Origin of the sequence: Vibrio sp. HI00D65 (assembly GCF_001635455.1) — a bacterium.
In the GTDB taxonomy this organism is placed as follows: Bacteria; Pseudomonadota; Gammaproteobacteria; order Enterobacterales; family Vibrionaceae; genus Vibrio.
Map to the genome: position 1 here is coordinate 35,617 of NZ_LWEH01000123.1, position 26,078 is coordinate 61,694.

The window sequence follows — 26,078 nt, forward strand, 5'->3', positions numbered from 1 at the left end:
TTCTTAATTCCGTTATATTGGGCGAAGTTAGACATTATGTTAATCGGTGGAATCATCCGATTAATTCTTTAGCTGAAGCAGCCACACCCTTGCGGCTTCAGCATCCAATTCTATTTGATTCTTTAATGCGTCGAACGATTCAAACTTTATCTCGTCGCGCAGTTTGTGTAAAAGTCGTACTTCTAACTGTTTACCATACAAATTGGCTTTGAAGTCAAAAAAGTGCACTTCTAATTGCTGCCTTACACCATTCACCGTTGGTCGTTGTCCAATATTAGCAACGCCACTGACAGGAACCCCGTCGATATCCAATGCTTCAACAACATACACTCCCGACACAGGAGAGACGCAACGCTTTAATGGAATGTTAGCGGTAGGGAAACCTATGGTTCTCCCCAGCTTTCGACCATGGGACACACGACCACTAATGCTGTAATCACGTCCTAACATGGTAGCACTTGCAGCCAAATCATCGACTGCTAATGCATTTCGTATCTCAGTACTGCTGACACGTAATTGATTTAAGCAATAGCTTTGGGTGCTTACCACCTCAAAACCGTACTTCTCGCCCGCTTCTTGGAGCATAGCGAAATTGCCAGTGCGGCCTTTGCCAAAACAAAAGTCATCACCAACCACCAAAAACTTAACGCCAAGCTTATCAACCAGAAGATCTTTAATGAATGCTTCCGCAGATAAACTTGCAAAGTACTGATTAAAATTGACACACAATAAACGACTGATCTCTAGCTTGCTCAATTGTACGTACTTATCGCGTAAGCGAGTCAAACGTGCTGGCGCTCTATCTCGGGCAAACAGCTCCATAGGCTGCGGTTCAAACGTCATAACAACAGAAGGTAAACCTAATGCTGCCGCTTGTTCAGAAACCTGGCTAAGAACCTCTTGATGTCCTAGATGAACACCGTCGAAGTTACCTATGGTCAATACACAGCCGTGATGCTGCGCTTTAATATTGTGTATACCTCGGATCAGTTCCATTATGATCAGCTAAAACCTGTTATTTGCATCATTCATTGTGTGAAACCGACGGATTATATACTAATCAGTATTAATCTGTCGCTGCTTTTAAATGTTTTACTCGGATACCTAAAACCAGTACCGAAACAATATAAACAAAGCCACCAAGTCCAATCAAGCCTGTTAGCATCAACGCTCTCTGACTAAAGCTCCATTCAAGCCATTGTTGCATATTATCTAACTGCCACAGAACTGCCGCGACCATCACGCCGCCAGAGACAATTGACTTCGCGCAGAACAGCAAAGTGGTCTTTGTCAACTTATAGACACCAGCAAGGTGTAAACCGCGATATAACAAGGCCATATTTACAAAGGCTGACAGAGCGGTTGCAATCGCCAAACCGATATAACCATAGAAATAAGCAAAGATAGCGTTAAATACCATGTTCGTGACCATCGCGATAATGCCGTACTTCACTGGGGTTTTTGTATCTTGACGAGAGTAATAACCCGGAGCCAATACTTTAATCAACATGAAGTTAAGCAAGCCAGATGCGTACGCCACTAAAGACATCGATGCTTGTTGCACGTCGTGTGGAGAGAACTCACCACGCATGAATAGCACCATCAACATTGGTTTCGCTAAAACAATAAGCCCCAGCATGGCAGGAATGCCAAGTAGTAGCACCATACGAACGCCCCAGTCCATGGTGTGTGCAAAGCCTTCCCCTTGAGCATCAACGTGCTTACGAGATAAAGCAGGAAGAATCACAGTCGCAATTGCAATACCGAATAGGCCCAGTGGGAACTCAAGCAATCGATCTGAGTAGTACAACCAACTAATAGAGCCTGTCGCTAGGAAACTGGCAATAAAGGTATCAAAAAGTAGGTTAATTTGGCTGACTGACACCCCAAACAGAGCTGGGATCATTAATGTGCGAATCTTAACGACGCCCGGATCTCTCCAGCCCCACTTCGGCTTAACCAACACACCCGCTTTAATAAGAAAAGGCATTTGGAAAAGGAATTGAACTAAGCCACCAAGAAACACACCGATCGCCAAGCCGATTTCTGGCTGCTCTAAATTCGGAGAAATAAACCACGCTGCGCCGATGATCATGACATTCAAAAACACAGGGGTAAAAGAGGAGACCGCAAACTTACCCAGTGTATTGAGAATGGCGCCAGATAACGCAACAAAAGTGATGAACCATAAATAAGGGAAGGTTATCTTAAGCATAAAGCTCGCTAGTTCGAACTTAGGAGCCGCTGGGCCATCATTAAGCCAGTCGATAAACCAACCCGCACCAAACAGCGCGGTAATTGCTCCAGAGCCCAGCACACCGATAACAGTAACAATAGAGACCAACACCCCGAGCGTACCCGACACCTTAGCGATTAAGTCTCGGGTTTTCTCTTTATCACCAGCCGCGTGATATTCCGTTAATACTGGGACAAACGCTTGAGAAAAGGCACCTTCTGCAAACAGTCGACGTAAGAAGTTCGGGATTTTATTAGCGAAGAAAAATACGTCGGCACTCGCTCCTGCTCCCATCAAATTTGCTACTACTACATCACGTACTAGCCCCAATACACGGGAAACAAAAGTCATTGCACTGACAATCAGGCCTGACTTTAATAGTCGTTTACTCACAGAAACCTCTGACACTGGTTGATTACTTTCAAGGGAGGATAAATACTATCCTGTCCTAAGAAGCATATTTATTAGCATTGGTCTAAAAATGCTGTTAGAATCCCCGCCATCTTAACCGCGATGACCTTTCCATTCCAAAGTTTGTTTGGCTACGATTGGTTTTTGCACAAATCATTTGACAATTAAGCGCTAATGAGGGATAGTCCTCGCCCTTAAATTGTCACCGAACTAAGTTTTTGGGAGTTAGACCCTTGGCAAACAGTAAATCTGCTAAGAAGCGCGCTATCCAAGCTGAGAAACGTCGCCAGCACAACGCTAGCCGTCGTTCTATGATGCGCACTTACATGAAAAAGACTATCGCAGCTATCGCAGCTGGTGATAAAGAAGCTGCAACTGCTGCTCTTGTAGAAGTTACACCACTTCTTGACCGTATGGCGACTAAAGGCCTTATTCATAAGAATAAAGCTGCACGTCATAAGTCTCGTTTCGCTGCTGCAATCAAAGCTCTTTAATAGAAATTTGATTACAACGCAAAACGAAAAAAACCGGCTTAGGCCGGTTTTTTTATATCTGAATTTTGAGTAACACAATTAAACGACTGACCGACAGTAGTTAAAAATAACGAACAGACTCAGATATCGACAGGGAATAAAACAGACAAGAGTCAAATAGATAGGTAATGGCTAAATAGGTAGAAAGTAGATAAGTAGCTACAATAGATAGTGAACAGACAGCTTTTAACGTTCGACGCGAAATAGTGACACTTCCTTGTGTCGACCTTATTCCTGATAAGAAACCAATTTTCTTACCAACAATAAACTACTTGCAATATAGACCATGCAGTAGATTAATCATTGCTTTTACTTCTTCACTGCTCAATGTGTAATACACGGTTTGAGCTTCTTTGCGAGTATCGACTAAACCATCTCTTCTCAACCAAGCAAGGTGTTGAGATAAAGCCGATTGACTCAGTTCCAACTTACCACACAACTCCCCAACCGACAGCTCAGTACCATGTAAAAGGCACAAAATCTGTAAGCGACGTTCGTTGGCCATGGCTTTGAGTAGAATCACAGCTTGTGCTGAGTTCTTCTCCATCTCTTTTAAATTCATAGTTTGGCTCCCTACAACCTTTACGCCAACTACGGGCTATCAGTATTTACGGCATATTGCGGGGTTATCATAGTCGATATCAATTCATTAACAAACTACCTCATTCGAACAATTTGCTAAAATCTGCGTCACATACATTTTTTACTGCTGGATGCTGGATCATCCTCTCAGCAAAAATGACGTAGTACTCCTCTTTTAACTCTTCAATACCGCCCAATAGCTGCAATGAAGTGTCTTGTTCTACTTCTGACATATAAAGCGTTGGCGCCAAGAAAATCACGTCATGGTGGTAGCGAGCGAACGCTTTCATCAATGCCGCGTCATCAAACTCACCCAAAATATCTGGTTTAAGACCTTGGCGGTCAAACCATTGCAGTATCTTACGCCCCATTGAGGTTCGACAGCCCGGGATCAGCAACTTCCTTTGTTCTAGTACGGCAGGGAAATTAACCCCTTTCACTTCGCCAGAGCTGAAAAAGCTCATACCACTCTCACCCAACTTCTTGCTGAATAAGCCAGGGCTCTGGCTAGAGTCCACGGGGCAGTCAGACAAGATCATATCGAGCTTATGTTGAGAGAGCTGTTCAAGCAGCATTTCGTGAGTCGATTCAAAACAGCGAAGGTGGATACTGTTGTCTTCTGGAATTGTCGACATCAGGATCTTGCTAACGAGCCTTTTTGACAGCGCATCCGCAACACCGACATCAAACAGAATATTTGAGTGTTGACTGTAGTTCACGATGTCGAGCATTTCGTAGCTCAAACCAAACATACGGTCTGCGTATTTGAAAACCAACTGCCCAAGCTCTGTTGGTTCAACACTGCGACCATTGCGCTTAGTTAGCTTGCCGTCCATTCGCTCTTCTAATGCTTTTATCTGGCCAGTGACCGTTTGAGGTGTTAGAAATAGAGCTTCTGCTGCTTTAGTAACAGAACCTTGCTTGCAGACCATCCAGAAGTAATAAAGATGGTTGTAGTTGAGGTGCGACATAGGTGTGCCGTAAATAAGAGAGTCGATTCCTTTTTATATCAAATATGACACCTCCGCTCAATAAACTCGTAAAAACCAAGCGTAAAACCATTTAACCGCTATTTTTTTCGAAGTGTTTGATTTCATAATGTAATATTAAGGCCAATTTTCTCAATTTTTTCTAACTTTCAAGATCTATATCACTCATCAAAAACTGAGATAAATTCATTTTAAAAACATAAACTTAAAGTGATCACATTTACTATCGGAATATTTAAACAGTAAATCATCACAAAAAAGTCTCGCCTCAACCAAAATGTAATATTACTGAAATATTTCCCCTCTAACATCACGCTCAGATTAAACAAACAGACCAAACACAGACTTAAACGGTCCTATGGAGAAAACATTATGAACCAAGCTACTACTGCAGCAGCGCCTATTTCGAGCACAACTCGTTGGCTACGCTGGGCTAACTTGGCATTCATGCTTTACCTACTATTACTTTCAGTTTCAATGGTTGGTACAGGCTTCAAATGGGCAACGGGCGAACAAGCAAAAGTTCTTTTTGAATTTGCTTCACACCCAGTTGCAGGCTTAATGATTGGTTTAGTTGCAACCGCACTTATTCAATCATCAAGTACAGTTACTTCAATTATCGTTGGCCTCGTGGCAGGTGGTTTACCTGTTGAGCTAGCAATCCCTATGATCATGGGTGCAAACATTGGTACCACGGTAACCAATACGCTAGTTAGCCTTGGTCACGTTCGTTGTAAAGAAGAGTTCAAACGCGCATTCGCAAGTGCGACGATTCACGACTTCTTTAACCTATTGGCTGTAGCTATTTTCCTACCGCTAGAGATGGCGTTTGGTATTCTAGAGAAGATTTCTCACTGGTTGGTATCTCCGATGCTAGCAACAGGTGATATGAGTATGAAGGGTCTTAATTTCATCAAGCCAATCACTAAACCAGTAGTAAGCGCAATCAAAGAGCCTCTATCAACATTTGGGGACACAGTTGGCGGTATCATGCTTATCGCTCTAGGTATCGCAACTATCTTCGTAGCTATCACAGTTATGGGTAAGCTGATGAAGAGCCTAATGGTTGGTCGTGCTCGTGAGATTCTCAAGAACGCAATTGGTCGTGGTCCAATCCACGGCATCGCTTCTGGCTCTATCGTTACTATCCTTGTTCAGTCTTCTTCAACGACAACAAGCTTGATGGTTCCACTAGTAGGCTCAGGTGTTCTTAAAGTACGTGATGTTTATCCATTCACTCTAGGCGCAAACATCGGTACATGTATTACCGCTCTGCTTGCAGCGACAGCAGTATCTGGTGAGTTCGCAGTATTCGCACTTCAGATTGCTCTAGTACACTTGGTGTTCAACATCATGGCAACGGTATTCATCTTCGGTATACCGTTCCTACGTGAGCTACCAGTTAAAGCGGCAGACATGATTTCAGACCTGGCTGTGAAGAACAAAGCTGTTGTTGCCGGTTACCTTGTTGCGGTATTCCTTGTACTGCCAGGCACAATCTTGTCTCTGACTGCTTAATAGCAAAATACACATCGCTTATAGCAAAGCCCGCAACCTAGGTTGCGGGCTTTTTCTTTTTTAAGAGCAGATGCGGGGTGCGAGTAAAAGAGTGGCAAAGAGCCAGAAGCAGATTAGAGATACGGGTAAGCGAGTAACGAAAAATACGAACTGTGATAGTCGTATTTGGTATATCGCCGACTCAAACCTAGGTATGTTTTTCGTATTCCTAATCTCATTTACTAGCTTATACTCTTAGCTCTTTGAACCTCGAACCCCGTTCAATCTCATCTACAGTCCGTCATTCCCTGCAGCGAAGAAAGAGCGTGATAGGAAATCTATCGCAGGGAACCAGAGATTCACGACTCCCTCCTACGTCGGTCTAGGGAATGACAGGGGCTTTGAGCTTCGTATCTGATTTACTCGAATCTAATCCCTACATTAACTGCTCTTCAGATACAAAAAAGGCTGCACAATGGCAGCCTTTCTATCAAAAAAACGGATTTGGTTAAACCGAGAATGGGTACTTAATAGCTTCGTGGCATTCGTAACCTTCAACCCAGAAGTCATCCATCGTTACCCAAGTTTCTAAATCCTCTAGAGACTTAATCTCAGGGTTGATATGGAACGTTGGGCCCGCTAAAGGCTCACGCTTCAGCTGAATATCACGCATAGGCGCCAGTTGGTCTTCATAGATATGAGCATTAACTAGCTTGTGGTAAGCCACACCCGCTTTTTTACCTGTGATTTGCGCCATGATCGCTAGGAACACGTACACTTGAACCATGTTGAAGTTCAGGCCTAGTGGTACATCACAAGAGCGCTGAGTGCTGTTTAAGTACAGAGTGTCACCAAGTAGAGAGAAATGGTGGCTGTACATACACGGACGCAAACAGCCCATGTGGAACTCGCCTGGGTTGTAGAAGTTTAAGATCTCACCACGGTCATCGATACCATTCGTCAGGTCATCTACAATCTTCTTCAGTTGGTCGATATGACCACCATCAGGCTTTGCCCATGCTCGGCCTTGAACGCCATAAACACGCCCCATATCATCTTCACCCTTACGGTAAGGGTTGTTCAGCCATGCTTCGTTCAAGTTAGAGTTTGCGTCCCAAGTTTTTGTACCCAGTTTGCGAAAATCTTCAGCACTGTCGTAACCACGGATGTAGCCAAGCAGCTCAGCAACTGCCGCTTTCCAAAAGCTCTTACGCGTTGTGACAAGTGGGAACTGGTTGTTACCGACATCATATTCAAGGTCAGCATTGATCACGGTTAGGCAGCGCTTGCCCGTGCGTTCATTTTCAATCCAAGTACCGTTATCAACGATATGCTGACAGAGATCTAAATACTGTTTCACACCAATTCCTTACTTCGTTTGTTGTGGTAATTCGTCTTTGTAGTGACCGCGCTTATATGCCCATACCATCATCAGAACACCGATGATAACCATTGGCAGTGATAGGATTTGCCCCATAGAGATAAACCCGCCGAACAAGCCTAGATGAGCATCTGGTTCACGTACGTATTCGACTAAGAAGCGGAATGTACCATATCCTGCAAGGAATAACCCTGATACAGAACCAAGAGGACGCGGCTTTTTGATAAACCAGTTCAAGATGAAGAACAGCACAATACCTTCAAGCGCCATTTCATAAAGCTGAGATGGGTGGCGAGGAAGTGGACCGCCATTAGGGAATACGATTGCCCATGGCACATCTGTAACACGGCCCCAAAGTTCACTGTTCATGAAGTTGCCCAAACGCCCCATGCCTAGACCAAAAGGCACCAATGGTGCAATCATGTCTGCCACGCCAAAGAAGGTGCGACCATTCTTTTTCGCATACCAGAACATTGCGGTAATAACACCAAGCAAGCCGCCGTGGAAAGACATGCCGCCAGTCCATACCTTAAATAGGTAAAGTGGATCCGCTAAGAAAAGATCAAAGTTGTAGAACAGTACGTAGCCAATACGACCACCAAGCACCACTCCTAGAAAGCCAGCGAACAATAAGTCTGATACTTGCTCTCGAGTCCAACCGCTACCCGGCTGATCAGCTCGGCGATTTGCTAACCAAAGAGCAAACATAAAACCGACAAGGTACATTAGGCCGTACCAACGAACTGAGATTGGTCCTAGTTCAATAAGAACAGGATCGATATTTGGGAATTCAATAAAACCCTGAGACATACTTGGCTCTCTATCTAAATTGAACAACGGTTAGCTCAATAGCTAACGAAAGACACTACAGCAGCATGGTCGCTGCTATAAACATTAAAAATACCGCAAAGAACTTCTTAAGTACTGGTGTTGGTAATTGCGTAGCCAGCTTCGCACCCACTCGTGTGGTAAGTACTGATGTGCACGATATCGCAACCAAGGCAGGTAGGTAGACATAACCAAGGCTAAACGCAGGCAGCCCCTCGACAGACGAGCCATGCCAAATAAACCCTAGCATCCCAGAGATAGCGATAACAAAACCACACACTGAAGATGAACCCACCGCCTTACGCATTTCCACACCATGATGGTTAAGGAAAGGTACAGACAAGGAGCCGCCACCAATACCCGCTAGGCTTGAAACCAAACCAATGCCCCCACCACATAACATGGTTGTCGCAGAGCCAGACATCGCCTTTTGGCTCTTAGAGCGAATCGACAACAGCATCTGCAGTGCCAGCACCAAAACAATCACACCAAAAACTTTAGGCAGGTATTGAGAAGAAATAACGTCAGCTACAAAAGAACCAAGAAAACCGCCAACCACAACTCCCGGCATTAACCACTTAACGACAAACATCTCGACGTTACCCAACTTTAAATGGTTAATCGCAGACGATCCCGACGTAACAATTATGGTGGATAGCGAAGTCGCCAATGCCATTTGCATTGCAAACTCTTGAGGAATACCCACTTTTGGGAGCAAGAACAGTAAGGCCGGAACCACCAGCAACCCACCGCCAATACCCAGCAAGCCAGCTAAAACACCAACAACAGCACCAAGGCCTGCCAGCAAGCCTATCAGTTCATATGACACGTTAATTCCTATTTTTTACCTGCTCGAATGAAGCCTGTAAATTCACGATCTTCGAAATAGTTCAGCATCATACTATAGATGTCGCTGCCATACGGCTTTGAAAGTGCCTTATTTGCCAAATCCTGTAATTCGCTCAAGTTAGATTGGCGAATCAAATACTTGGTTCTAGCTACATTCGAGGTGTTCATACTTAACGTCTGATAACCCAATCCAAGCAGTAACAATGCACCCATTGGATCACCGGCTAGCTCTCCACAAATACACACAGGTAATTGATATTGCTTACAAGTATCATGGATCTGTTTCAATGCCATGATCACTGCCGGGTGCATAGATTCATAGACATCAGAGACTCGAGAATTGTTCCGGTCAACGGCCAATAAATATTGGGTTAAGTCATTGGTGCCGACAGAGACAAAATCGACCTTGTCAGCAATCAGCGGTAGCAGATAGAGCATCGAAGGCACTTCAATCATGATACCGATACGAGGCATTCGTACTCGGTTATCAAGTTCATGCACTTCATCATAGGCTTGCTCAATCAACTGTAGTGCATCATCTAACTCCTGAGCGCCCGAGATCATCGGTAATAAAATGCTCAAGTTGTGGCTTTCACAACTCGCACGCAGCATGGCACGCAGTTGGATAATGAAGATATCTGGATGATCCAGCGTAAAGCGGATCCCACGCCAGCCGAGGAATGGATTGTCTTCCTCGATTGGGAAGTAAGGTAATGCTTTATCACCACCAATATCGAGTGTACGCATCACCACTTGCTTATTTGGGTAGCTAGAAAGTACAGACCGATATTGCTTGAACTGTTCATCCTCTGATGGGAAACGTTGTTGCAATAGGAAAGAGATTTCCGTTCGATATAGGCCAACCCCATCAACACCTTGGTTGATGGCAATATTGGTATCAGCGCTCAAACCTGCATTAAGTAAGATTTCGACCAGTTGATCATCTTGTGTTTTCGCAGGTAGATACAGCTCGCGATTGACCATTGAGGAGAGTTCACTCTCTTCAAGAATCAGCCCGCGATACTCTTTGAGCAGGTTCTTGGTCGGCTCGATAAAGATCTCGCCACTATAACCATCGACGATGGCTTGCTTACCATTCGCTTGCTCGAGGTTAATGTTAACTCCCATCACCGAAGGGATGCCAAGCGCACGAGATAAAATCGCAGCATGCGAGTTCGCCGCCCCTTCCAAAGAGATCACTGCCAACAGCTTCTCTTTTGGAATCGACGCTAATACAGAAGCCGTTAACTCACGAACTACCAGAATAATAGGTTTGTCTAAGGTGCGTAGTTCATATTCAGAGTTATGGAGGAAATACAACAGCCTTTGGCCGAGCTCTCGAATATCCTGCGCCCTTTCACGCAGATAAACATCCGACATACGAGCAAAGCGATTGGAATAACTCTCGACTACCTGCCTTAGTGCCCAGTCCGCTTTATCGCCTTTTTGAATTTGGCTCTTTAGATCCTTACGTAACATAGGATCATTGAGTAAGTGCGTAAACAGGTCAAAGATCGCCAATGCATCTTTATTAATTTCACTGTCTAGGCGCTTTCGCATGCGCTTGAAGTCATTGAGGGCACTTTCAACTGCCACCGCCAATAACTCTTGCTCGCGCTCAATATTGAGCGTCGAAACAGGATACACATCCGTTAATTCAGGTTGAGTGTTGTCCCACCACAGATCACCAATGGCAACCCCAGATGAGGCAGCAATACCTTTGATGCCTGGCAGCTTTTGATGCTCCAGCAGCCAATGACCTTGAGTTTGGGCGTGCGCCACAATAACCGCAAGTTGAGCTGAGAGCGTAACAAGGAAAGACTCTTCCATCTCACTAAATAAGCGAGGCGTCTTTTGTTGAATAACCAATACACCAAGCACTTGCTTGCGATGGATAATAGGAGTGCCAAGAAAAGAGTGGTAAATGTTTTCTCCAAGCTCTGGAAAAAACTTATAAGCCGGGTGTGCGGACGCTTGTGCAAGGTTAATAGGTTCAGCGCTTCGTTTGACTAGGCCAACCAGACCTTCATCGAAGCCAATGTGAATACTATTACCTTCAAAGATCAGGCCTTGAGTTGCCATCAACTCAAGGCGTTGCATATCATTATTGGCTAAATACACGGTGCAACATTCCGTCTGCATCGCACTGCATGTCTCTTTAACTAGAATATCAAGTGCCGTCGATACATCTTCAACTCTTGATACGTGTTCAACTATTTCCCTTAGTTGACTGAGCATGCTTAACCTCTACGCAATTTGCGTTTTCCTTTTGTTTTTCGCTCTTTAAACGGCATTGCTAAAGATGCGAACTCTTTCATAGCTCGACGGTAAACATCTCGCTTAAAAGAAACAACTTGTCTAACTGGGTACCAGTAACTCACCCAACGCCAACCATCAAACTCAGGTGTACTCCCACGCTGCATATTGATACGCGATTCATCGCAATCTAAGCGTAAAAGGAACCACTTCTGTTTTTGTCCAATACAGACAGGTTTAGAATCCCATCGAACCAGTCGTTTGGGTAGCTTATAACGTAACCAATGACGACTTGTCGCGACGATCTTGACATCCTTTTTAGTAAGGCCAACCTCTTCATACAACTCACGGTACATTGCCTGTTCCGGAGTTTCACCTTCATCTATTCCCCCTTGAGGGAATTGCCATGAATGTTGCCCGTATCGTTTAGCCCAGAAGACCTGACCATGGTTGTTACAGATTACAATACCAACATTTAATCGGTAACCATCGCCATCTATCACTGGCCAACCTCTATCTAAATTTTTAATTACACTGATTTTTCCACATATCCCCAATTGGAGCAAACTTAGTGACGTGATAAGCGCTATATTTATGAATATTATCTGTGAATATGGATAAGTTTTGCTCAAATTTGAGTTACCCACACAATAGTGAGACCTAGACCACATTTATTCACCTTTTCTGTGAATAACTATGTGAAGAATTAGTCGCAATCGTTTTTTTTAATCCATAGATTAATCAACACCAACACAATACCTCGAAGAGAACAAGAAACAAAAACATAAAAAACAAACATTTAAATATAAAACATAAAAACAAAGCACGATAAAAAACCAAAAGATCTTTTGAAAATACAAGCTGCTCAAAGATCGACCACCCCGGTGTTTATCCACACTACCAAGTGAAAGATTCATTTTACACCCCATTTGGCAAGCAGTTTATCCGCCAAAAACCCCTGTTTATTTATCCACTAAATTAATATTTCAATTAATTACCTTTATGCCCTGTGGATAACCCTAACTTTGATCCCTTTTCAGGCTAGGAGATCATTTCTTAACCAGTCGTCATTTGGTGATAACTTCTGATAAAATCGTTTTTTTGATCATACCTTTTATTATGAAACCAGAACCACAAACACAAGAAGAGCTGTTAGAGCGAGCGTATGCGATCGCCGGGATGACCTTCAAAGAGCTCGCCGATGAAGCAGAGATGGACATGCCTAATGATCTTAAACGAGATAAAGGATGGGTTGGACAGCTGTTAGAGTGGCACTTAGGCGCACCCGCTGGCAGTAAACCAGAACAAGATTTCGCGAAACTAGGCATCGAACTTAAGAGTATTCCTATTGGCTATTCTGGTAAGCCACTCGAAACCACATTTGTTTGTGTTGCACCATTAATGGGTGTACAAGGGCTGACATGGGAGACCAGCCACGTTCGTAACAAGCTATCTAAAGTGTTGTGGATTCCAGTAGAAGGCGAAAGAGAAATCCCATTAGTAGAGAGACACGTTGGATCACCACTATTGTGGACGCCAAGCGAGGCTGAAGACGAAATACTCAAAAGAGATTGGGAAGAGCTGATGGAGTTGATCGTTTTAGGGAATGTTGAACAGATCACTGCAAGGCATGGAGAAGCACTGCATCTGCGTCCAAAGGCCGCAAACAGCCGCGTTTTAACCGAGGCCTATGGTGCGAGTGGCAAGCCAATCAAAACCAAACCTCGTGGATTCTATTTACGAACTCAATTTACTCATAACATACTCACGACACACTACGCATAGTACCTTGATAGCCATGCATCAATGACTAAAAAGTAAGGCGCTAAGGGCTAGTATCTAATGAGGTTTCAACGCTAATTCAATATCGCAGTAGCTTTGACTTGGCTCGTTACCAAATTCGTCGTAAGCATTGTGTAAACGAAGGTAGGCCTTCTCAAAACCTAGCCGGAGTAACTCTTCTTTCACTTGATCCAAAGATCCAAAGTGAAGCGGTTCACCATCTTGTTTTACTGGCTCTAGCTTGTGTTTATACTCCACGGCTAGTAGATATTCTGAGATGTCAGAACAACCAATAACGTACACTTTCGGTGTCTGGTACGAGTCTTTGTGATCTCCATGTAACCACATGTCTAATTGATGCTTTTGCATAACAGGCCTCCCTTGCTCTCTTTAGCTTAGTAGAACTCTTTTTGTTTACTAGGGTGGGCTGATCTTTCAAGCTTAAAAAAGCAAAAAGAGAGAAGCCTGTGCTTCTCTCTTTTTGCCAGTTCTAGTTCAAAGCTCCCACTTTGACACCTAACCATCACTGTCGATTATTTAAGGGGTTGATGGTGCTATCAACCCCTACAGATTACGTCGGTATTCGCGCACTAAGGACACGACGAAGATGACGAACGCGACGTTCAATGGTGACCACTTCAGGTTCAGAGAAACCAATTGGACGACCATCGGTCTCAAGGCCAATATCTCTTAGCAAATGAGTGTTGTGCCATGGTAGGTCTAGTGAACTACGACGTACTTTTCGCTGCCATTCCCGCTCTTCACGACGAAGATCGGCACGGATAAGGACTGTTGCTAATTTTAAATATACTGAGTGACGCATAATGACTCTCCAGTTGTTGAATAAACTGAGGAAAAATAGCGTGTTAGATAGTATGAGGGCTTCTCACTTAGCTGCTATTTTTCCGCAGCCAAATAAGGATACGGATCTATTAGTTAGGTTTATCTTGTGTGTTTCGATCGGCCATGGCTGAGATTTGTGACATAACAGTCACCATGTCAGTACACGGTTCAAACGATGCGCAAATGTGCTGTATAAAATCGAAATGTTTCATTTGCGCCTCCAAGCTAACTAAAAAATCCAAAAAGAAATGGGGTAGTAAAAGCGGGCAAGTCTTTGTTAAATCGCTGCTTTCACGTTTAAAGTCTAACCAAGTGAGTATATTATTCAACCGATAATTGGTTAACATTTTCAAAACAATGCATTCATCTAAAATATCAGTTGCATATTCATTTATATATAAGATATTCACTATGATTATATAAAATCACAGCATATCTATCTTAATGACCAAGAGCTCACCTCCCGATTGTTCGAACACAAAGGCAGCGATAAGCAACAAAAAGCCACGCATCATGCATGACTCTTAAATTGACACTAACAGATTTAATGATTTAGAAAGGAGTTCTACACAACCCCCTCAGAAATCAGACTGTGCTTATTCAGCAAACGGTACATGGTTGCCCGCGACACACCCAGTTCCTTAGCGGCTAATGAAACCTGTCCACCATAAGATTCCAAGACGATCAGTAAGGCATCACGCTCTGAACGTTCACGAATGCTCTTCAAGCTACGTCGCTCATCATTCTGCTTTGGCAAATCAAGCTGCTGATCCTCAATGATCACAGCATCCGACATCAACACAACGCGCTTTATCTGGTTCATCAATTCGCGGACATTACCTGGCCAGTGGTAACGATTCATCGAACGAATAGCATCTTCTGAAAAACTCTTTGCCTGAGCATTAAACTCTTTCGAATACTCTCGTAGGAAGTGATTGGCGAGTACAGAGATATCACTCACACGCTCTTTGAGGCTCGGTACATGAATGCGTAGCACATTAATGTAGTGATAAAGCTCTTCGTTGAAATCCCCTTCGATTAAGGCTTTTTCGATATCAGACGAGTTTGCTGCCAGAATACGAACATCCACAGACTTAGGTCCATCAGCCGTTTCAATCTTACCTTCCTGCAAAAAGCGCAGCAGATTCAATTGTTGATTGCGTGGCATTGCCAAAACATCATTGAGCAAGATAGTGCCGCCATCAGCCTCTTCTAACATACAAGGAGAAGACATTGGCTGTTCGGAAATACCAAACACCTCAGATTCTATTCTCATTTCAGACAAGGCACGGCAGTTCACCGTTAGAAATGGCTTTTGAGATCGTGAGGAGTTTTGATGAATAGATCGTGCTATCGTCTCTTTACCTGAACCGCTCTCTCCATAAATCAGAATACTGACATCCGTTGGGCCAATACGCTTCACTTGGTCTCTTAGGCGTTTCACAGCCACAGAGTCGCCTAGCAACCCCATATTGTTGTTAATGCCGTAGTTTGGCCATACTTTCTGTTCAAGCTTAAGCATTCCTAACTGGTGACCAATGGTGCTTAGCAGCTGAGCGTCTGGGATCGGGGCGGTGAAAAAGTCGATACAAAAGTTAACGATAAACTGGCAGATCGTATCTGAACTTAATTGAGATTCACGGATAAACGCGAGCCATCTTACCTGCTTGTTGTTGCTCACAAGGTTAGCAATACCATTAAGGCTGAATTCATCATGGCTAAGATCCACAATGCCAATACATGGACCAATTTCATTAATCAAGGCATCCGCTTTTCGTAAGTCAGCACACTGAGTACACTGCCAACCCACTTGCTCTAATACAGATAACCAGGGTTCGTACGCACCACCAACGACGATAAGAGAACCTGGCAAGGAATCCATCTTAAATTGAGTTCCCATCCTTCTTCCTTATTCCTTATTCTATTTTTATTTAAATCAGGCTAATACGAGTCACCGCTTATTCGCTTAGCAAAATGCCGCGAGATCGTATTCAATGCAGAAACCTACAGTAAATAGACTATCTTAGATTTTATGTCTCATTAGTAAGACTATGTCAGAAATAATGACTTTTCGAATCAAGAGTGCGGTATAGGCTAGGTTTTGAGGCCTAAAAACAGAAAAAGCCACCCGAAGGTGGCTTTTTCTTGGATTGAGTTGCGGTAACCCTTAAGCGATAATTACGCTTGTGGGCGCATTGCCGGGAACAAGATCACGTCACGGATTGTGTGCGTGTTTGTAAATAGCATTGCTAGACGGTCGATACCGATACCTTGACCAGCAGTTGGCGGTAGGCCGTGCTCAAGTGCTGTGATGTAGTCTGCATCGTAGTACATTGCTTCATCATCGCCTGCGTCTTTCGCGTTAACTTGTGCTTTGAAACGCTCGTCTTGGTCTTCTGCATCGTTAAGCTCAGAGAAGCCGTTTGCTACTTCACGGCCGCCGATGAAGAACTCAAAACGGTCTGTGAAGAACGGGTTGTCATCGCTACGACGAGCTAGAGGAGAGATGTCCGCTGGGTAACCAGTGATGAACGTTGGTTGAATTAACTGAGGCTCAGCCGTTTCACCAAAGATCTCTTCTAGAAGCTGACCACATGTCCAGAATGTCTCTACTTCAACGTGTACAGATTTCGCGATTGCTACCATCTTCTCACGGTCTTGTAAGTCTTCTTCTGTTAGCGCTTGGATCTCAGCGTGCTCAGGGTTGTAGTGTTTGATTGCTTCAAACATGCTCATGCGAGCGTACTTACCACCAAACTCTACTGTTTCGTCACCGTAAGGCATAGAAGTCGAACCAAGAACGTCCATAGCCGCAGTGCTTAACATCTCTTCTGTTAGATCCATCAGATCTTTGTAGTCAGAGTACGCTTGGTAGAATTCCATCATTGTGAATTCTGGGTTGTGACGTGGTGATAGACCTTCGTTACGGAAGTTACGGTTGATCTCGAATACACGGTCAAAACCACCCACTACTAGACGCTTCAGGTAAAGCTCAGGAGCAACACGTAGGTACATGTCGATGTCTAGTGCATTGTGGTGCGTGATAAATGGACGTGCTGTTGCACCACCAGGGATCACGTGCATCATTGGCGTTTCCACTTCTAGGTAGCCTTTTGAGCTCATGAAGTTACGGATTGAAGAAACAAGCTTAGAACGTACGATGAATGCGTTACGAGAGTCTTCGTTCACGATTAGGTCAACGTAACGCTGACGGTAACGCATCTCTTGGTCAGTTAGACCGTGGAACTTCTCTGGTAGAGGGCGAAGTGCTTTAGTTAGCAATTCAAACTCTTCCATGTTCACGTAAAGGTCACCTTTACCTGACTTGTGAAGTGCACCTTTAACACCGATGATGTCACCGATATCTAGGCCTTGGTACTGCTCTTTAAGTACTTTTTGTACGTCTTTTGCTGCGTATGCTTGGATACGGCCAGACGTTTCTTGAATCGCTAGGAATGGACCACGCTTAGCCATTACACGACCGGCAATAGCAACAACGTGGTTTAGCTCTTCTAGTTCTTCTTTAGTCTTTTCACCGAATTCCGCTTGAAGGTCGCCAGCTAGGTGCTCACGACGGAAGTCATTTGGGTGGCCGTTTGCTTTGCAGCTCTTGCGGATATGATCCAGCTTGGCACGACGCTCAGCAATTAGCTTATTCTCTTCAGGTAAAGAGCCTTCTTGTGCGTTTTCGTTTTGAACAGCATCAGTCATTTTCGATGTATCCTGTCTTTCTTTATGAAAATAGTTTTGTCGGTGAAAAGCTTATAAACCTGATTTCAGGCTAGCTTCGATAAATTTATCTAGGTCGCCATCAAGAACCGCTTGAGTATTACGGTTTTCAATGCCAGTGCGTAAATCTTTGATACGTGAATCATCCAGTACGTAAGAGCGGATTTGACTGCCCCAACCGATGTCTGATTTAGTATCTTCGTTCGCTTGTTTTTCAGCATTTTGTTTTTGAATCTCAAGCTCAAAAAGCTTAGCACGTAGCTGCTTCATCGCTTGATCTTTGTTCTTGTGCTGCGAACGGTCATTCTGACATTGAACCACTGTGTTGGTAGGCACGTGAGTAATACGTACCGCAGACTCAGTGGTGTTTACGTGTTGACCACCAGCGCCCGAAGCACGGTATACGTCAATACGTAAGTCAGAAGGGTTAATATCAATCGTAATGTTGTCATCAATCTCTGGGTAGATAAACGCAGAAGCAAATGATGTATGACGGCGGCCACTTGAATCAAATGGTGATTTACGAACTAGACGGTGAACACCTGTCTCTGTACGTAACCAACCGTACGCGTACTCACCAGAGATACGTACTGTTGCACCTTTCAAACCAGCAACTTCACCTTCAGATACTTCGATAACTTCCGTTTTGAAGCCCTTCGCTTCCGCCCAACGCAAGTACATGCGTAGCATCATTGAAGTCCAGTCTTGTGCTTCAGTACCACCTGAACCCGACTGTAGATCGATATAACAATCTGAAGCGTCATGCTCACCAGAGAACATACGACGGAACTCAAGTTTACCTAGCTTAGCTTCAAGCTCCGCTAATTCTGGTTCAATTTCGTCGAACGTTTCTTGATCTTCTTCTTCAACCGCTAGCTCTAGTAGGCCATCAACATCCTCAACACCTTGGTCAAGTTGGTCAATCGTTTCTACTACCGCTTCCAGTGCAGAACGCTCTTTACCTAGCGCTTGAGCACGCTCAGGTTCGTTCCATACATCCGGTTGTTCTAATTCTGCGTTTACTTCTTCTAGACGCTCTTTCTTTGCGTCATAGTCAAAGGTACCCCCTCAGGATATTTGTGCGCTCAGACACATCCTGTAGACGGTTTTTTATAGGATTGATTTCAAACATTTTAGCTCATCATTTATGAGTAGAATTTAACCGGAGAATTGTACTCAAAAGTGTGACGGAGATACAGAAATTTTTAGAGGACAAACCAATATTCAGTCACTTACAACAATATAAAGCTCTTAGCTCAGAAATTAGCGCGATTTAGGCACAAGGTAGAGGCAAAACAAGCCCGGAATTCGGCGCCGAGCTTGTTATTTGAATAGTGCGATGAAAGCCGTAATCTCGGTGAAAAGCGGCTATTTTGCTTCAATGTGGTCAACCATTAACTGCAATGACTGGTTACCACGAAATTCGTTAATATCCAGCTTATAGGCAAGATGCACGGTTTTTACTGAAGCATCTGGCCAGCGGCGTAAATCAACATTGAAAGCGATGCCGTCGATCATCACATTAGTTGGGTGGCCTTTGTATAATGGCTCTAACATCAACTTAAGGTGTTTTTCACCTACCAGCTTTTGGTGCAACACTTTAAACTCACCATCGAAGATCGGCTCAGGGAATGCTTGTCCCCAAGGCCCCCCCGCGCGTAGCGTCTCGGCGGTGTGCATCGAGAACTCTTCAGGTAACAACTCACCGTCAGACAAGATGATGCCCTTAAGTGCCGTTTCTCCGAGTTCTTGCTTCACTACATCGTTGAACAATTTACTAAAGCGTTCAAAGTCCTTTTCCATGATCGTTAAGCCTGCCGCCATTGCGTGACCACCAAACTTAAGAATCAAACTAGGGTTTTGAGTGTCGATACGGTCTAGGGCATCGCGCATGTGCAAACCCGGAATCGAGCGGCAAGAACCTTTAATGCTCCCTTCTCCACCATCGGCGAACGCAATCACAGGCCGATGGTATTTGTCTTTGATACGCGAAGCCAAAATACCAATCACACCTTGGTGCCAATCACGTTGGAATAATGCCAAACCAGAAGGCAGGTCGTCTTTTCCAAACTCAAGGCGCTCACAGAAAGCCATCGCTTCTTGCTTCATGCCCTCTTCGATCTCTTTACGAGTCTGGTTCAAACCATCAAGCTCGCTCGCCATGCGACGTGCAGCGTGGATGTTGTTGCTCATTAGCAGCTCAACACCAAACGACATATCGTCAAGTCGACCCGCAGCATTGATACGAGGACCCAGTGCAAAACCAAAATCCGAAGCGACCAAACGCTTTGCATCTCGCTTGGCAATCTCAATCAAAGCTTGAATACCCGGACGAGCCTTACCCGCTCGAATACGTTGTAAGCCTTGGTGTACTAAAATTCGGTTGTTCTCATCAAGTGGTACCACATCCGCAACCGTACCTAGAGCGACGAGATCTATTAGCTCCATCAGCTTAGGCTCTGTCATGCCACGTTCAGCAAACCAATTCAGTTTACGCATGTGCACACACAGTGCCATCATCAAATAGAAAGCCACGCCAACACCAGCGAGCGCTTTAGACGGAAATGCACAGCTCTCTAGATTCGGGTTCACCATCGCATCAACCATAGGCAATTCACTGCCCGGTAAGTGATGGTCAGTGACCAGAACTTCTAAACCTTTCTCTTTAGCAAAACGTACCCCTTCAATCGAAGAGACACCGTTATCAACCGTCATGATCACTTCTGCACCGATCTCAATTGCTTGCTCCACCACTTCAGGACTGAGGCCGTAGCCATCTTCAAAACGGTTTGGTACTAGGTAATCAACATTTGAACTGCCAAGCATTCGCAGTGCAAGTACCGACAACGCAGAGCTGGTTGCACCATCGGCATCAAAGTCGCCAACAACAATAATGCGTTTTTGATGCTGAATCGCGTTAAACAACAATTCAACGGCAGCATCAATGCCGCCTAGTTTCTGATAGGAGTGTAGGCCTTTCGCTGCAGTCTCAAGTTGGTCTGCACTGTTGACTCCGCGGCTCACATAGATACGTTTTAACAGATCTGGTAAATGAGCTGGTAAAACGGAAATGTCGACCTCAGGACGGCGTTGAATCTCTATCATATAAAAATGGGCCTGATATCAATCAGGCCACTCCTTAAATCAAAAAACATGGGAATAAATAAGTAATAAAGTCGCCATATTAACTGATGGCGACTGTGACAGCTCTGTTAGAGACTACTGCTCTAGACGCTGAAGCAGCTGTGCTGGAGGTAAGTAACCACTCACCAACTCACCGCTTGCCAATACGATAGCTGGTGTACCATTAATACCAAGCTCACGGCCTAGTTGGTACTGCTTAGCGATGATCTGTTTCTTATCTTCAAGGTCTTTACTTGAAGCTGGCATCTTACGCTCTACCTTAGCATTGTGCATTGCGGCTTTTGGATCGTCAGAAGCCCAGATAGCTGCCATTTGGTCTGCCACTTGGCCAGTACCACCTTGACGTGGGTATGCCATGTAACGCACCGTGATACCTAGGTCATTGTAGCCCTGCATCTGGCTGTGTAGACGAACACAATAACCACAAGTGATGTCAGTAAACACAGTCACAACATACTTTTCGTTGTCTGCTTTGTATTCGATAACCGTATCAGACAGTGCCGCTACTTTCTCTGCATTGATAGGCGCTTGACGCTCTGCCAATACATCGCTGAATTTGCCGTTCTCATCCAGAGAGTAAAGTGTACCCGCTAGAAAATGATCGCCAGCTGGAGATGAGAAGATAATGCCACTGTTGGTTTGAATCTCTAGAAGACCATCAATATCAGAAGGAACAATCTTATTGACCTTGATGCCGATTTTTTCAAAACGCTTGGTTAGCGCTGCGGTATCAATATCTTGCGCTGAAGCAACCTCTGCAGCTGTTGTGGTTTGTTCTACTTTCACTTCTGATGCATTACATGCAGTGATCATCAGCGGAAGCGCTAATAGAGGAAGACGGCGTAATACGCTCATTAAGTTCACCTTAAAAATAAATGGATTTAAGCACGAGGGTGATGCTGAGTATGAATTTGCTTCAGCCTTTCGGTCGCCACGTGAGTATAAATTTGGGTTGTCGATAAGTCACTATGCCCAAGCAACATCTGTACGACCCTAAGATCGGCACCATAGTTCAGTAAGTGAGTAGCAAAAGCGTGTCTTAAAACGTGCGGGGAGAGCAATTTTGTGTCAATACCCGCGACAACCGCGTAATGCTTAATACGATACCAAAACGTCTGACGGGTCATTTGCTTAGCTCGCTTGCTTGGAAAAACCACATCTGAACTGTTTTCACCAAGCAGTTGTGGACGCCCTTGTTCGATAAAACTCTCAATCCAGTCCACAGCGTTTTCGCCCATTGGCACCAAGCGCTCTTTACCGCCCTTACCAATAACACGCACCACGCCCTGTCTTAGGCTGATGTTTTCCATCGTTAGGCTGACCAGCTCCGTAACACGCAAACCAGTTGCATATAATAACTCAAGCATCGCCTTATCGCGAAGCTCAATCGGGTCATTCGGATCGGGCGCATCAAGCAAAGCATCTACTTGCTCTTCACTTAGGTCTTTTGGCAGACGTTGTGGTAGCTTAGGGCTGATCAACAACGCACTCGGATCATCGGCTCTGACTTTCTCACGATGCAGGTATTGAAATAAACGACGAATCGCCGACAACATACGAGCACGGGAGGTCTGCTTAAAATCCGCATCAACCAACCAGCTTTGGTAGTCCTGTAACCCAGAGAGACTAATAAAGTCGAGGCGATAATTATTCTGTTCCATCCACGTTAATAGCTTGGATAAATCAGTACGATACGAGACAAGAGTATTCTCTGATAACCCTCGCTCCATCCACATAGCATCTAAAAACTGCTCAACTAGACCGTGGTCTGCGCTCTGCCCTTGAGGCGACTGCATAGTGTTACTCACAATATTGGAAACTGTTTTGAGAGTATGCCAGAGCAAATATGAAAGCCATAAAAATTACACCTTGAGTGGATAATCGCTGCAATTGAAGTCGATTTATGGTTAGAATTCGCCATCTGAAATTAAAATCGAACGTTTGCTATGAAAATTGGATTATTTTACGGCTCAACCACCTGCTACACAGAAATGGCAGCAGAAAAAATTCGCGGCATTATTGGTGAAGACCTAGTTGATATCCATAACGTGAAAGAGACTCCGCTTTCATTAATGGCAGACTACGACCTATTACTTCTGGGGATTTCTACGTGGGACTTTGGCGAAATCCAAGAAGATTGGAATGAGCTTTGGGACGATATCGCGACGACACCAGTAAAAGGTAAGGTTGTGGCACTGTTTGGCTTAGGTGACCAAGAGGGTTACGGCGAGTGGTTCTTGGATGCAATGGGTCTACTGCATGACGAACTAAAAACTGCCGGAGCTCAATTTGTTGGCTTCTGGCCAAACGACGACAGCTACGAATTCGAGGCGTCTAAAGCGCTCACCGAAGACCAATCACAGTTCGTAGGCTTGGCGCTTGATGAAGACTCACAATACGAACTGAGCGACGAGCGTATCGCGAGCTGGGTTGAACAAGTTCTAGTTGAGTACAGCGAGAAGCTGTAAGTAGATAAGCTCTCCACAAGCTGTTCAGTTCAAAACAGACAGAATACAAAAAGGCCTCACTACTGCAAAGTAATGAGGCCTTTTCTATGTCATCCAGAATAACTATCTAATCTCAATCACAGATTAAACCGTCTCTTCTGCCATCTCTTGCTCTGCTGACTTACCAACAAAGAACATACAGATGATTGCTGCAGCCGTTGGCAGTAACCAACCCATGCCGATCTCGAACAGAGGCAGCATCTTCAGTGCTGATACATCAATACCCGCTACTTTCGCACCATCGATAAGAGCGAACAGTAGTGACACTAATACCACAACGCGGTACGCCACTTTTGGATTAGGGAAACGGCTACGCAAGAAGGTCAGAACTACCAATGCAATTGCTACTGGGTACAGCGCAAACAACACAGGAACAGACAGAGAAATAAGCTGAGAGAGGCCAACGTTCGCTATAGTTGCACAAGCAACACCGTTGATGATTACCCAAGTCTTGTAAGACAGCGGCGTTAATGAACTGAAGTAGTCAGAACACGCAGACACAAGGCCAATCGCTGTTGTTAGACACGCTAGCAGTACGATAACAGAAAGTACTAGCTGACCTGAGGGACCAAACAGTGATTGAACGTATAGGCTAAGTATCGCACCGCCGTTGTCCGCACCCGCTGCTACTGTTGCGCTTGTTGCACCCAGGTAGAACAGAGAAATGTAAACGAATGCTAGACCCGCCGCTGCAATGCAACCTGCGCTGATTAGATACTTAGTCGTCGCTGCACGGTCAGTGATGCCTTTGCTGCGGATAGAGTCCACAATCAGCATACCAAACATCAGTGAAGCAAAAGTATCCATGGTGTTGTAACCTTCAAGGAAACCTTTCGTTAATGGCTGAGTGATGTATTCACCGTGAGCACCAAGAATATCGCCCTGAGGGTTAACAAATACAGCAACCGCCAGTACAACTAAACCGATGAAAAGTGCTGGTGTTAGAACCTTGCCGATAACGTCAATTAGCTTACCTTGAGACCATGAGAAGAACATGGCAACCACAAAAAATGAGATAGAAAAGAATGTTAGGTGAGTTTGAGAGGCATCGATGAAGAACGGTTTCACCGCCATCTCATAAGCAACAAGGCCGGTACGTGGTGCAGCAAATGCAGGACCAATGATAATGAAGATCAACACAGCCATGACAGTCGCTGCTTTCTTAGGAAGATCTTTGGTTAGATGATCCCAAGAGCCTCCCGCAAGTGCGACGGCTACGATAGTGATTAACGGCAGACCAACGGCAGTCAGCAGGAAACCGGACATCGCTGGAAGAAAATGATCACCAGCCAATTGGCCAGCTAGAGGTGGGAAGATGATGTTACCTGCACCCAAGAAAAACGCAAAAAGCATAAAGCCCAATGCCATTATATCTGTTAGTTTTAAACTCTGTTTCACAGATAATCCTTAATTATATTTATGAATTTATGTTGTGCTTACGTGAATGTTACAGCGAAAAGCTGCCACTCAATCTATAAAATAGTCGCGCATAATGACGAAACACTTGGCTAGCTGCAAGTCACCACACAAAAACACCATATAAATTTGCATATATCAACCAAAAGCAGTCGATTACACTAGTTATGGGTAAATAGCCATAATTATCAACTAATCATAATCTACAACAATAAACCATCAATCAGAACATTGATTCGCACATTTTATTAACAATAGAGCTAATCACTTAAAATATCTGGACACTCAGAACATTCATGAAAGACAAAATCGTGCAGACTAAAAGTTTCAATTTTAAGCAATTCTCAATTTATGGTGGGCAAAGCGGTATGCCAGTCAGTACTGATGGCGTGCTACTCGGCGCGTGGGTGAGCCTTGCACCTAAGTCATCAGTACTCGATATTGGGACAGGCACTGGGCTTTTGGCTTTGATGGCCGCGCAGCGCTTTGCTGACATATCGATCTCCGCGATCGATATTGATCCACACGCGATTGAGGCTGCGACCATTAATATTGAGCAGTCGCCATGGCAAGATCGCATCACTCTGCATGATGGCAGTGTACTCACCACCGACTTTCTGAAAAAGTTTGACTCAGTAATCTGCAACCCACCCTACTTCAACTCAGGAGAGCAGTCACAGCAGAGCCAAAGGGCAACAGCCAGACATACCGATAGCTTGGATCACCTGCAACTTGCTAAGCGATGTTTTGAGATCACAACCGAAACAGCGACGGCCAGTTTTATACTGCCAACGCCTGAGGGGGAAGATTTCATCAAGCTTGCTAAACGGAGTGGTTGGTACTTAGCCAAGCGTCTTGATGTCAAAACCACAGACAAGAAGCCCGCAAGTCGAATTCTTTTTGAGTTATCGAAAGATCCTGCATGCGAGCAAGATTTGCAGTGTGAATCGCTCACCATTCACCATCAAGATGGTTATAGCGAGGCATTTATTGCACTTACCAAAGATTTTTATCTCAAGATGTAGCAAATACCATGTGATCCTAATCACTAATGCTTCTATAATGTCCGACTACTCTTTTTATCGTCTGCTTTTT

23 protein-coding genes are annotated in these 26,078 nt (G+C 44.5%); 5 read left to right on the plus strand and 18 right to left on the minus strand.

The genetic code is table 11. The features are described 5' to 3' along the window. Nucleotides 1-60: 60 nt before the first annotated feature. Nucleotides 61-996 carry a bifunctional riboflavin kinase/FAD synthetase gene (gene ribF / locus A3712_RS10345; protein WP_063523359.1) on the minus strand — a complete coding sequence of 312 codons (936 nt, stop codon included), beginning with the start codon at nt 994-996 and terminating at the stop codon, nt 61-63. A 70-nt stretch (nt 997-1,066) separates the two neighbouring features. Further along, nucleotides 1,067-2,629: a murein biosynthesis integral membrane protein MurJ gene (murJ, locus tag A3712_RS10350; protein WP_063523515.1), complete on the minus strand. Its 1,563-nt coding sequence runs from the start codon at nt 2,627-2,629 to the stop codon at nt 1,067-1,069. A 251-nt stretch (nt 2,630-2,880) separates the two neighbouring features. On the opposite strand from murJ, the gene rpsT reads away from it, so the two are divergent. After that, entirely contained in the window at nt 2,881-3,141 is a 261-nt protein-coding gene (rpsT, locus tag A3712_RS10355) for a 30S ribosomal protein S20 (RefSeq protein ID WP_004739529.1), read from the plus strand. A 307-nt stretch (nt 3,142-3,448) separates the two neighbouring features. Here the strand turns inward: rpsT and A3712_RS10360 are convergent, their stop codons facing one another. Both A3712_RS10360 and nhaR read right to left on the minus strand, forming a co-directional pair. Then, nucleotides 3,449-3,742, minus strand: coding sequence for an ArsR/SmtB family transcription factor (locus A3712_RS10360; RefSeq protein WP_004739532.1), 294 nt, complete (start codon nt 3,740-3,742; stop codon nt 3,449-3,451). A gap of 100 nt (nt 3,743-3,842) precedes the next feature. Continuing rightward, nucleotides 3,843-4,733, minus strand: a complete 891-nt coding sequence (gene nhaR, locus A3712_RS10365) for a transcriptional activator NhaR (RefSeq protein WP_063523360.1) — start codon at nt 4,731-4,733, stop codon at nt 3,843-3,845. A gap of 390 nt (nt 4,734-5,123) precedes the next feature. Between nhaR and A3712_RS10370 the strand changes: the two genes are divergently transcribed. Next, entirely contained in the window at nt 5,124-6,269 is a 1,146-nt protein-coding gene (locus A3712_RS10370; protein WP_063523361.1) for a Na/Pi symporter, read from the plus strand. Nucleotides 6,270-6,756: 487 nt separating this feature from the next. On the opposite strand, the gene A3712_RS10375 is transcribed toward A3712_RS10370, so the two are convergent. The 5 genes from A3712_RS10375 to rppH are packed head-to-tail and all read right to left on the minus strand — an operon-like array spanning nt 6,757 to nt 12,065. After that, complete coding sequence (locus A3712_RS10375) at nt 6,757-7,608, minus strand: thymidylate synthase (protein WP_063523362.1); 852 nt, start codon at nt 7,606-7,608, stop codon at nt 6,757-6,759. Between the two features lie 9 nt (nt 7,609-7,617). Then, complete coding sequence (lgt, locus tag A3712_RS10380; RefSeq protein ID WP_017059338.1) at nt 7,618-8,439, minus strand: prolipoprotein diacylglyceryl transferase; 822 nt, start codon at nt 8,437-8,439, stop codon at nt 7,618-7,620. Between the two features lie 55 nt (nt 8,440-8,494). Beyond that, nucleotides 8,495-9,286, minus strand: a complete 792-nt coding sequence (locus A3712_RS10385) for a sulfite exporter TauE/SafE family protein (protein ID WP_063523363.1) — start codon at nt 9,284-9,286, stop codon at nt 8,495-8,497. 8 nt (nt 9,287-9,294) lie between these two features. Continuing rightward, nucleotides 9,295-11,544 (minus strand): phosphoenolpyruvate--protein phosphotransferase, encoded by a 2,250-nt coding sequence (ptsP, locus tag A3712_RS10390; RefSeq protein WP_063523364.1) that lies wholly within the window; start codon nt 11,542-11,544, stop codon nt 9,295-9,297. A gap of 2 nt (nt 11,545-11,546) precedes the next feature. Then, nucleotides 11,547-12,065, minus strand: coding sequence for an RNA pyrophosphohydrolase (gene rppH / locus A3712_RS10395; RefSeq protein WP_004739545.1), 519 nt, complete (start codon nt 12,063-12,065; stop codon nt 11,547-11,549). Between the two features lie 616 nt (nt 12,066-12,681). Here rppH and mutH point away from each other — a divergent pair. Beyond that, nucleotides 12,682-13,347, plus strand: a complete 666-nt coding sequence (gene mutH / locus A3712_RS10400) for a DNA mismatch repair endonuclease MutH (RefSeq protein ID WP_063523516.1) — start codon at nt 12,682-12,684, stop codon at nt 13,345-13,347. Nucleotides 13,348-13,401: 54 nt separating this feature from the next. Here mutH and A3712_RS10405 read toward each other — a convergent pair whose 3' ends face one another. The 8 genes from A3712_RS10405 to xerD all read right to left on the minus strand — a co-directional run bounded on the left by A3712_RS10405 (nt 13,402) and on the right by xerD (nt 22,856). Further along, nucleotides 13,402-13,713: a DUF6482 family protein gene (locus A3712_RS10405; protein ID WP_004739547.1), complete on the minus strand. Its 312-nt coding sequence runs from the start codon at nt 13,711-13,713 to the stop codon at nt 13,402-13,404. Nucleotides 13,714-13,915: 202 nt separating this feature from the next. Further along, nucleotides 13,916-14,167 (minus strand): hypothetical protein, encoded by a 252-nt coding sequence (locus tag A3712_RS10410; RefSeq protein WP_063523365.1) that lies wholly within the window; start codon nt 14,165-14,167, stop codon nt 13,916-13,918. Between the two features lie 585 nt (nt 14,168-14,752). Beyond that, nucleotides 14,753-16,087 (minus strand): cyclic-di-GMP-binding transcriptional regulator VpsR, encoded by a 1,335-nt coding sequence (vpsR, locus tag A3712_RS10415; RefSeq protein ID WP_063523366.1) that lies wholly within the window; start codon nt 16,085-16,087, stop codon nt 14,753-14,755. A gap of 278 nt (nt 16,088-16,365) precedes the next feature. Then, nucleotides 16,366-17,898: a lysine--tRNA ligase gene (gene lysS / locus A3712_RS10420; RefSeq protein ID WP_063523367.1), complete on the minus strand. Its 1,533-nt coding sequence runs from the start codon at nt 17,896-17,898 to the stop codon at nt 16,366-16,368. A gap of 51 nt (nt 17,899-17,949) precedes the next feature. After that, nucleotides 17,950-19,048, minus strand: a protein-coding gene (gene prfB, locus A3712_RS10425) for a peptide chain release factor 2 (protein ID WP_100205982.1) whose coding sequence is annotated in 2 segments (ribosomal slippage) — nt 17,950-18,972 and nt 18,974-19,048 — 1,098 coding nt in all. Because the reading frame shifts where the segments join, the coding sequence is not laid out codon by codon here. 236 nt (nt 19,049-19,284) lie between these two features. Continuing rightward, nucleotides 19,285-21,021 carry a single-stranded-DNA-specific exonuclease RecJ gene (recJ, locus tag A3712_RS10430; protein WP_063523368.1) on the minus strand — a complete coding sequence of 579 codons (1,737 nt, stop codon included), beginning with the start codon at nt 21,019-21,021 and terminating at the stop codon, nt 19,285-19,287. A gap of 114 nt (nt 21,022-21,135) precedes the next feature. Next, nucleotides 21,136-21,915 carry a thioredoxin fold domain-containing protein gene (locus A3712_RS10435; protein ID WP_063523369.1) on the minus strand — a complete coding sequence of 260 codons (780 nt, stop codon included), beginning with the start codon at nt 21,913-21,915 and terminating at the stop codon, nt 21,136-21,138. Nucleotides 21,916-21,941: 26 nt separating this feature from the next. Next, on the minus strand, nt 21,942-22,856 hold the full coding sequence (gene xerD, locus A3712_RS10440) for a site-specific tyrosine recombinase XerD (RefSeq protein WP_063523370.1): 915 nt from the start codon (nt 22,854-22,856) through the stop codon (nt 21,942-21,944). A 150-nt stretch (nt 22,857-23,006) separates the two neighbouring features. Between xerD and fldB the strand changes: the two genes are divergently transcribed. After that, nucleotides 23,007-23,528 (plus strand): flavodoxin FldB, encoded by a 522-nt coding sequence (gene fldB / locus A3712_RS10445; protein WP_004739559.1) that lies wholly within the window; start codon nt 23,007-23,009, stop codon nt 23,526-23,528. 123 nt (nt 23,529-23,651) lie between these two features. Here fldB and brnQ read toward each other — a convergent pair whose 3' ends face one another. Continuing rightward, complete coding sequence (brnQ, locus tag A3712_RS10450) at nt 23,652-24,965, minus strand: branched-chain amino acid transport system II carrier protein (RefSeq protein WP_063523371.1); 1,314 nt, start codon at nt 24,963-24,965, stop codon at nt 23,652-23,654. Between the two features lie 314 nt (nt 24,966-25,279). Between brnQ and A3712_RS10455 the strand changes: the two genes are divergently transcribed. Beyond that, the gene (locus A3712_RS10455; RefSeq protein ID WP_063523372.1) at nt 25,280-26,008 is read left to right on the plus strand and encodes a tRNA1(Val) (adenine(37)-N6)-methyltransferase; all 729 of its coding nucleotides are present in this window, start codon (nt 25,280-25,282) and stop codon (nt 26,006-26,008) included. The last annotated feature ends 70 nt before the right edge of the window (nt 26,009-26,078 follow it).

Excerpts from the sequence above, each read along its gene's own strand:
- mutH (WP_063523516.1), top strand. The coding sequence starts at position 12,682 with ATGAAACCAGAACCACAAACACAAGAAGAGCTGTTAGAGCGAGCGTAT.
- recJ (WP_063523368.1), bottom strand. The coding sequence starts at position 21,021 with ATGATAGAGATTCAACGCCGTCCTGAGGTCGACATTTCCGTTTTACCA.
- fldB (WP_004739559.1), top strand. The coding sequence starts at position 23,007 with ATGAAAATTGGATTATTTTACGGCTCAACCACCTGCTACACAGAAATG.
- A3712_RS10405 (WP_004739547.1), bottom strand. The coding sequence starts at position 13,713 with ATGCAAAAGCATCAATTAGACATGTGGTTACATGGAGATCACAAAGAC.
- lgt (WP_017059338.1), bottom strand. The coding sequence starts at position 8,439 with ATGTCTCAGGGTTTTATTGAATTCCCAAATATCGATCCTGTTCTTATT.
- ptsP (WP_063523364.1), bottom strand. The coding sequence starts at position 11,544 with ATGCTCAGTCAACTAAGGGAAATAGTTGAACACGTATCAAGAGTTGAA.
- ribF (WP_063523359.1), bottom strand. The coding sequence starts at position 996 with ATGGAACTGATCCGAGGTATACACAATATTAAAGCGCAGCATCACGGC.
- A3712_RS10370 (WP_063523361.1), top strand. The coding sequence starts at position 5,124 with ATGAACCAAGCTACTACTGCAGCAGCGCCTATTTCGAGCACAACTCGT.
- xerD (WP_063523370.1), bottom strand. The coding sequence starts at position 22,856 with ATGCAGTCGCCTCAAGGGCAGAGCGCAGACCACGGTCTAGTTGAGCAG.
- lysS (WP_063523367.1), bottom strand. The coding sequence starts at position 17,898 with ATGACTGATGCTGTTCAAAACGAAAACGCACAAGAAGGCTCTTTACCT.
- A3712_RS10435 (WP_063523369.1), bottom strand. The coding sequence starts at position 21,915 with ATGAGCGTATTACGCCGTCTTCCTCTATTAGCGCTTCCGCTGATGATC.
- A3712_RS10360 (WP_004739532.1), bottom strand. The coding sequence starts at position 3,742 with ATGAATTTAAAAGAGATGGAGAAGAACTCAGCACAAGCTGTGATTCTA.
- A3712_RS10455 (WP_063523372.1), top strand. The coding sequence starts at position 25,280 with ATGAAAGACAAAATCGTGCAGACTAAAAGTTTCAATTTTAAGCAATTC.
- nhaR (WP_063523360.1), bottom strand. The coding sequence starts at position 4,733 with ATGTCGCACCTCAACTACAACCATCTTTATTACTTCTGGATGGTCTGC.
- vpsR (WP_063523366.1), bottom strand. The coding sequence starts at position 16,087 with ATGGGAACTCAATTTAAGATGGATTCCTTGCCAGGTTCTCTTATCGTC.
- A3712_RS10410 (WP_063523365.1), bottom strand. The coding sequence starts at position 14,167 with ATGCGTCACTCAGTATATTTAAAATTAGCAACAGTCCTTATCCGTGCC.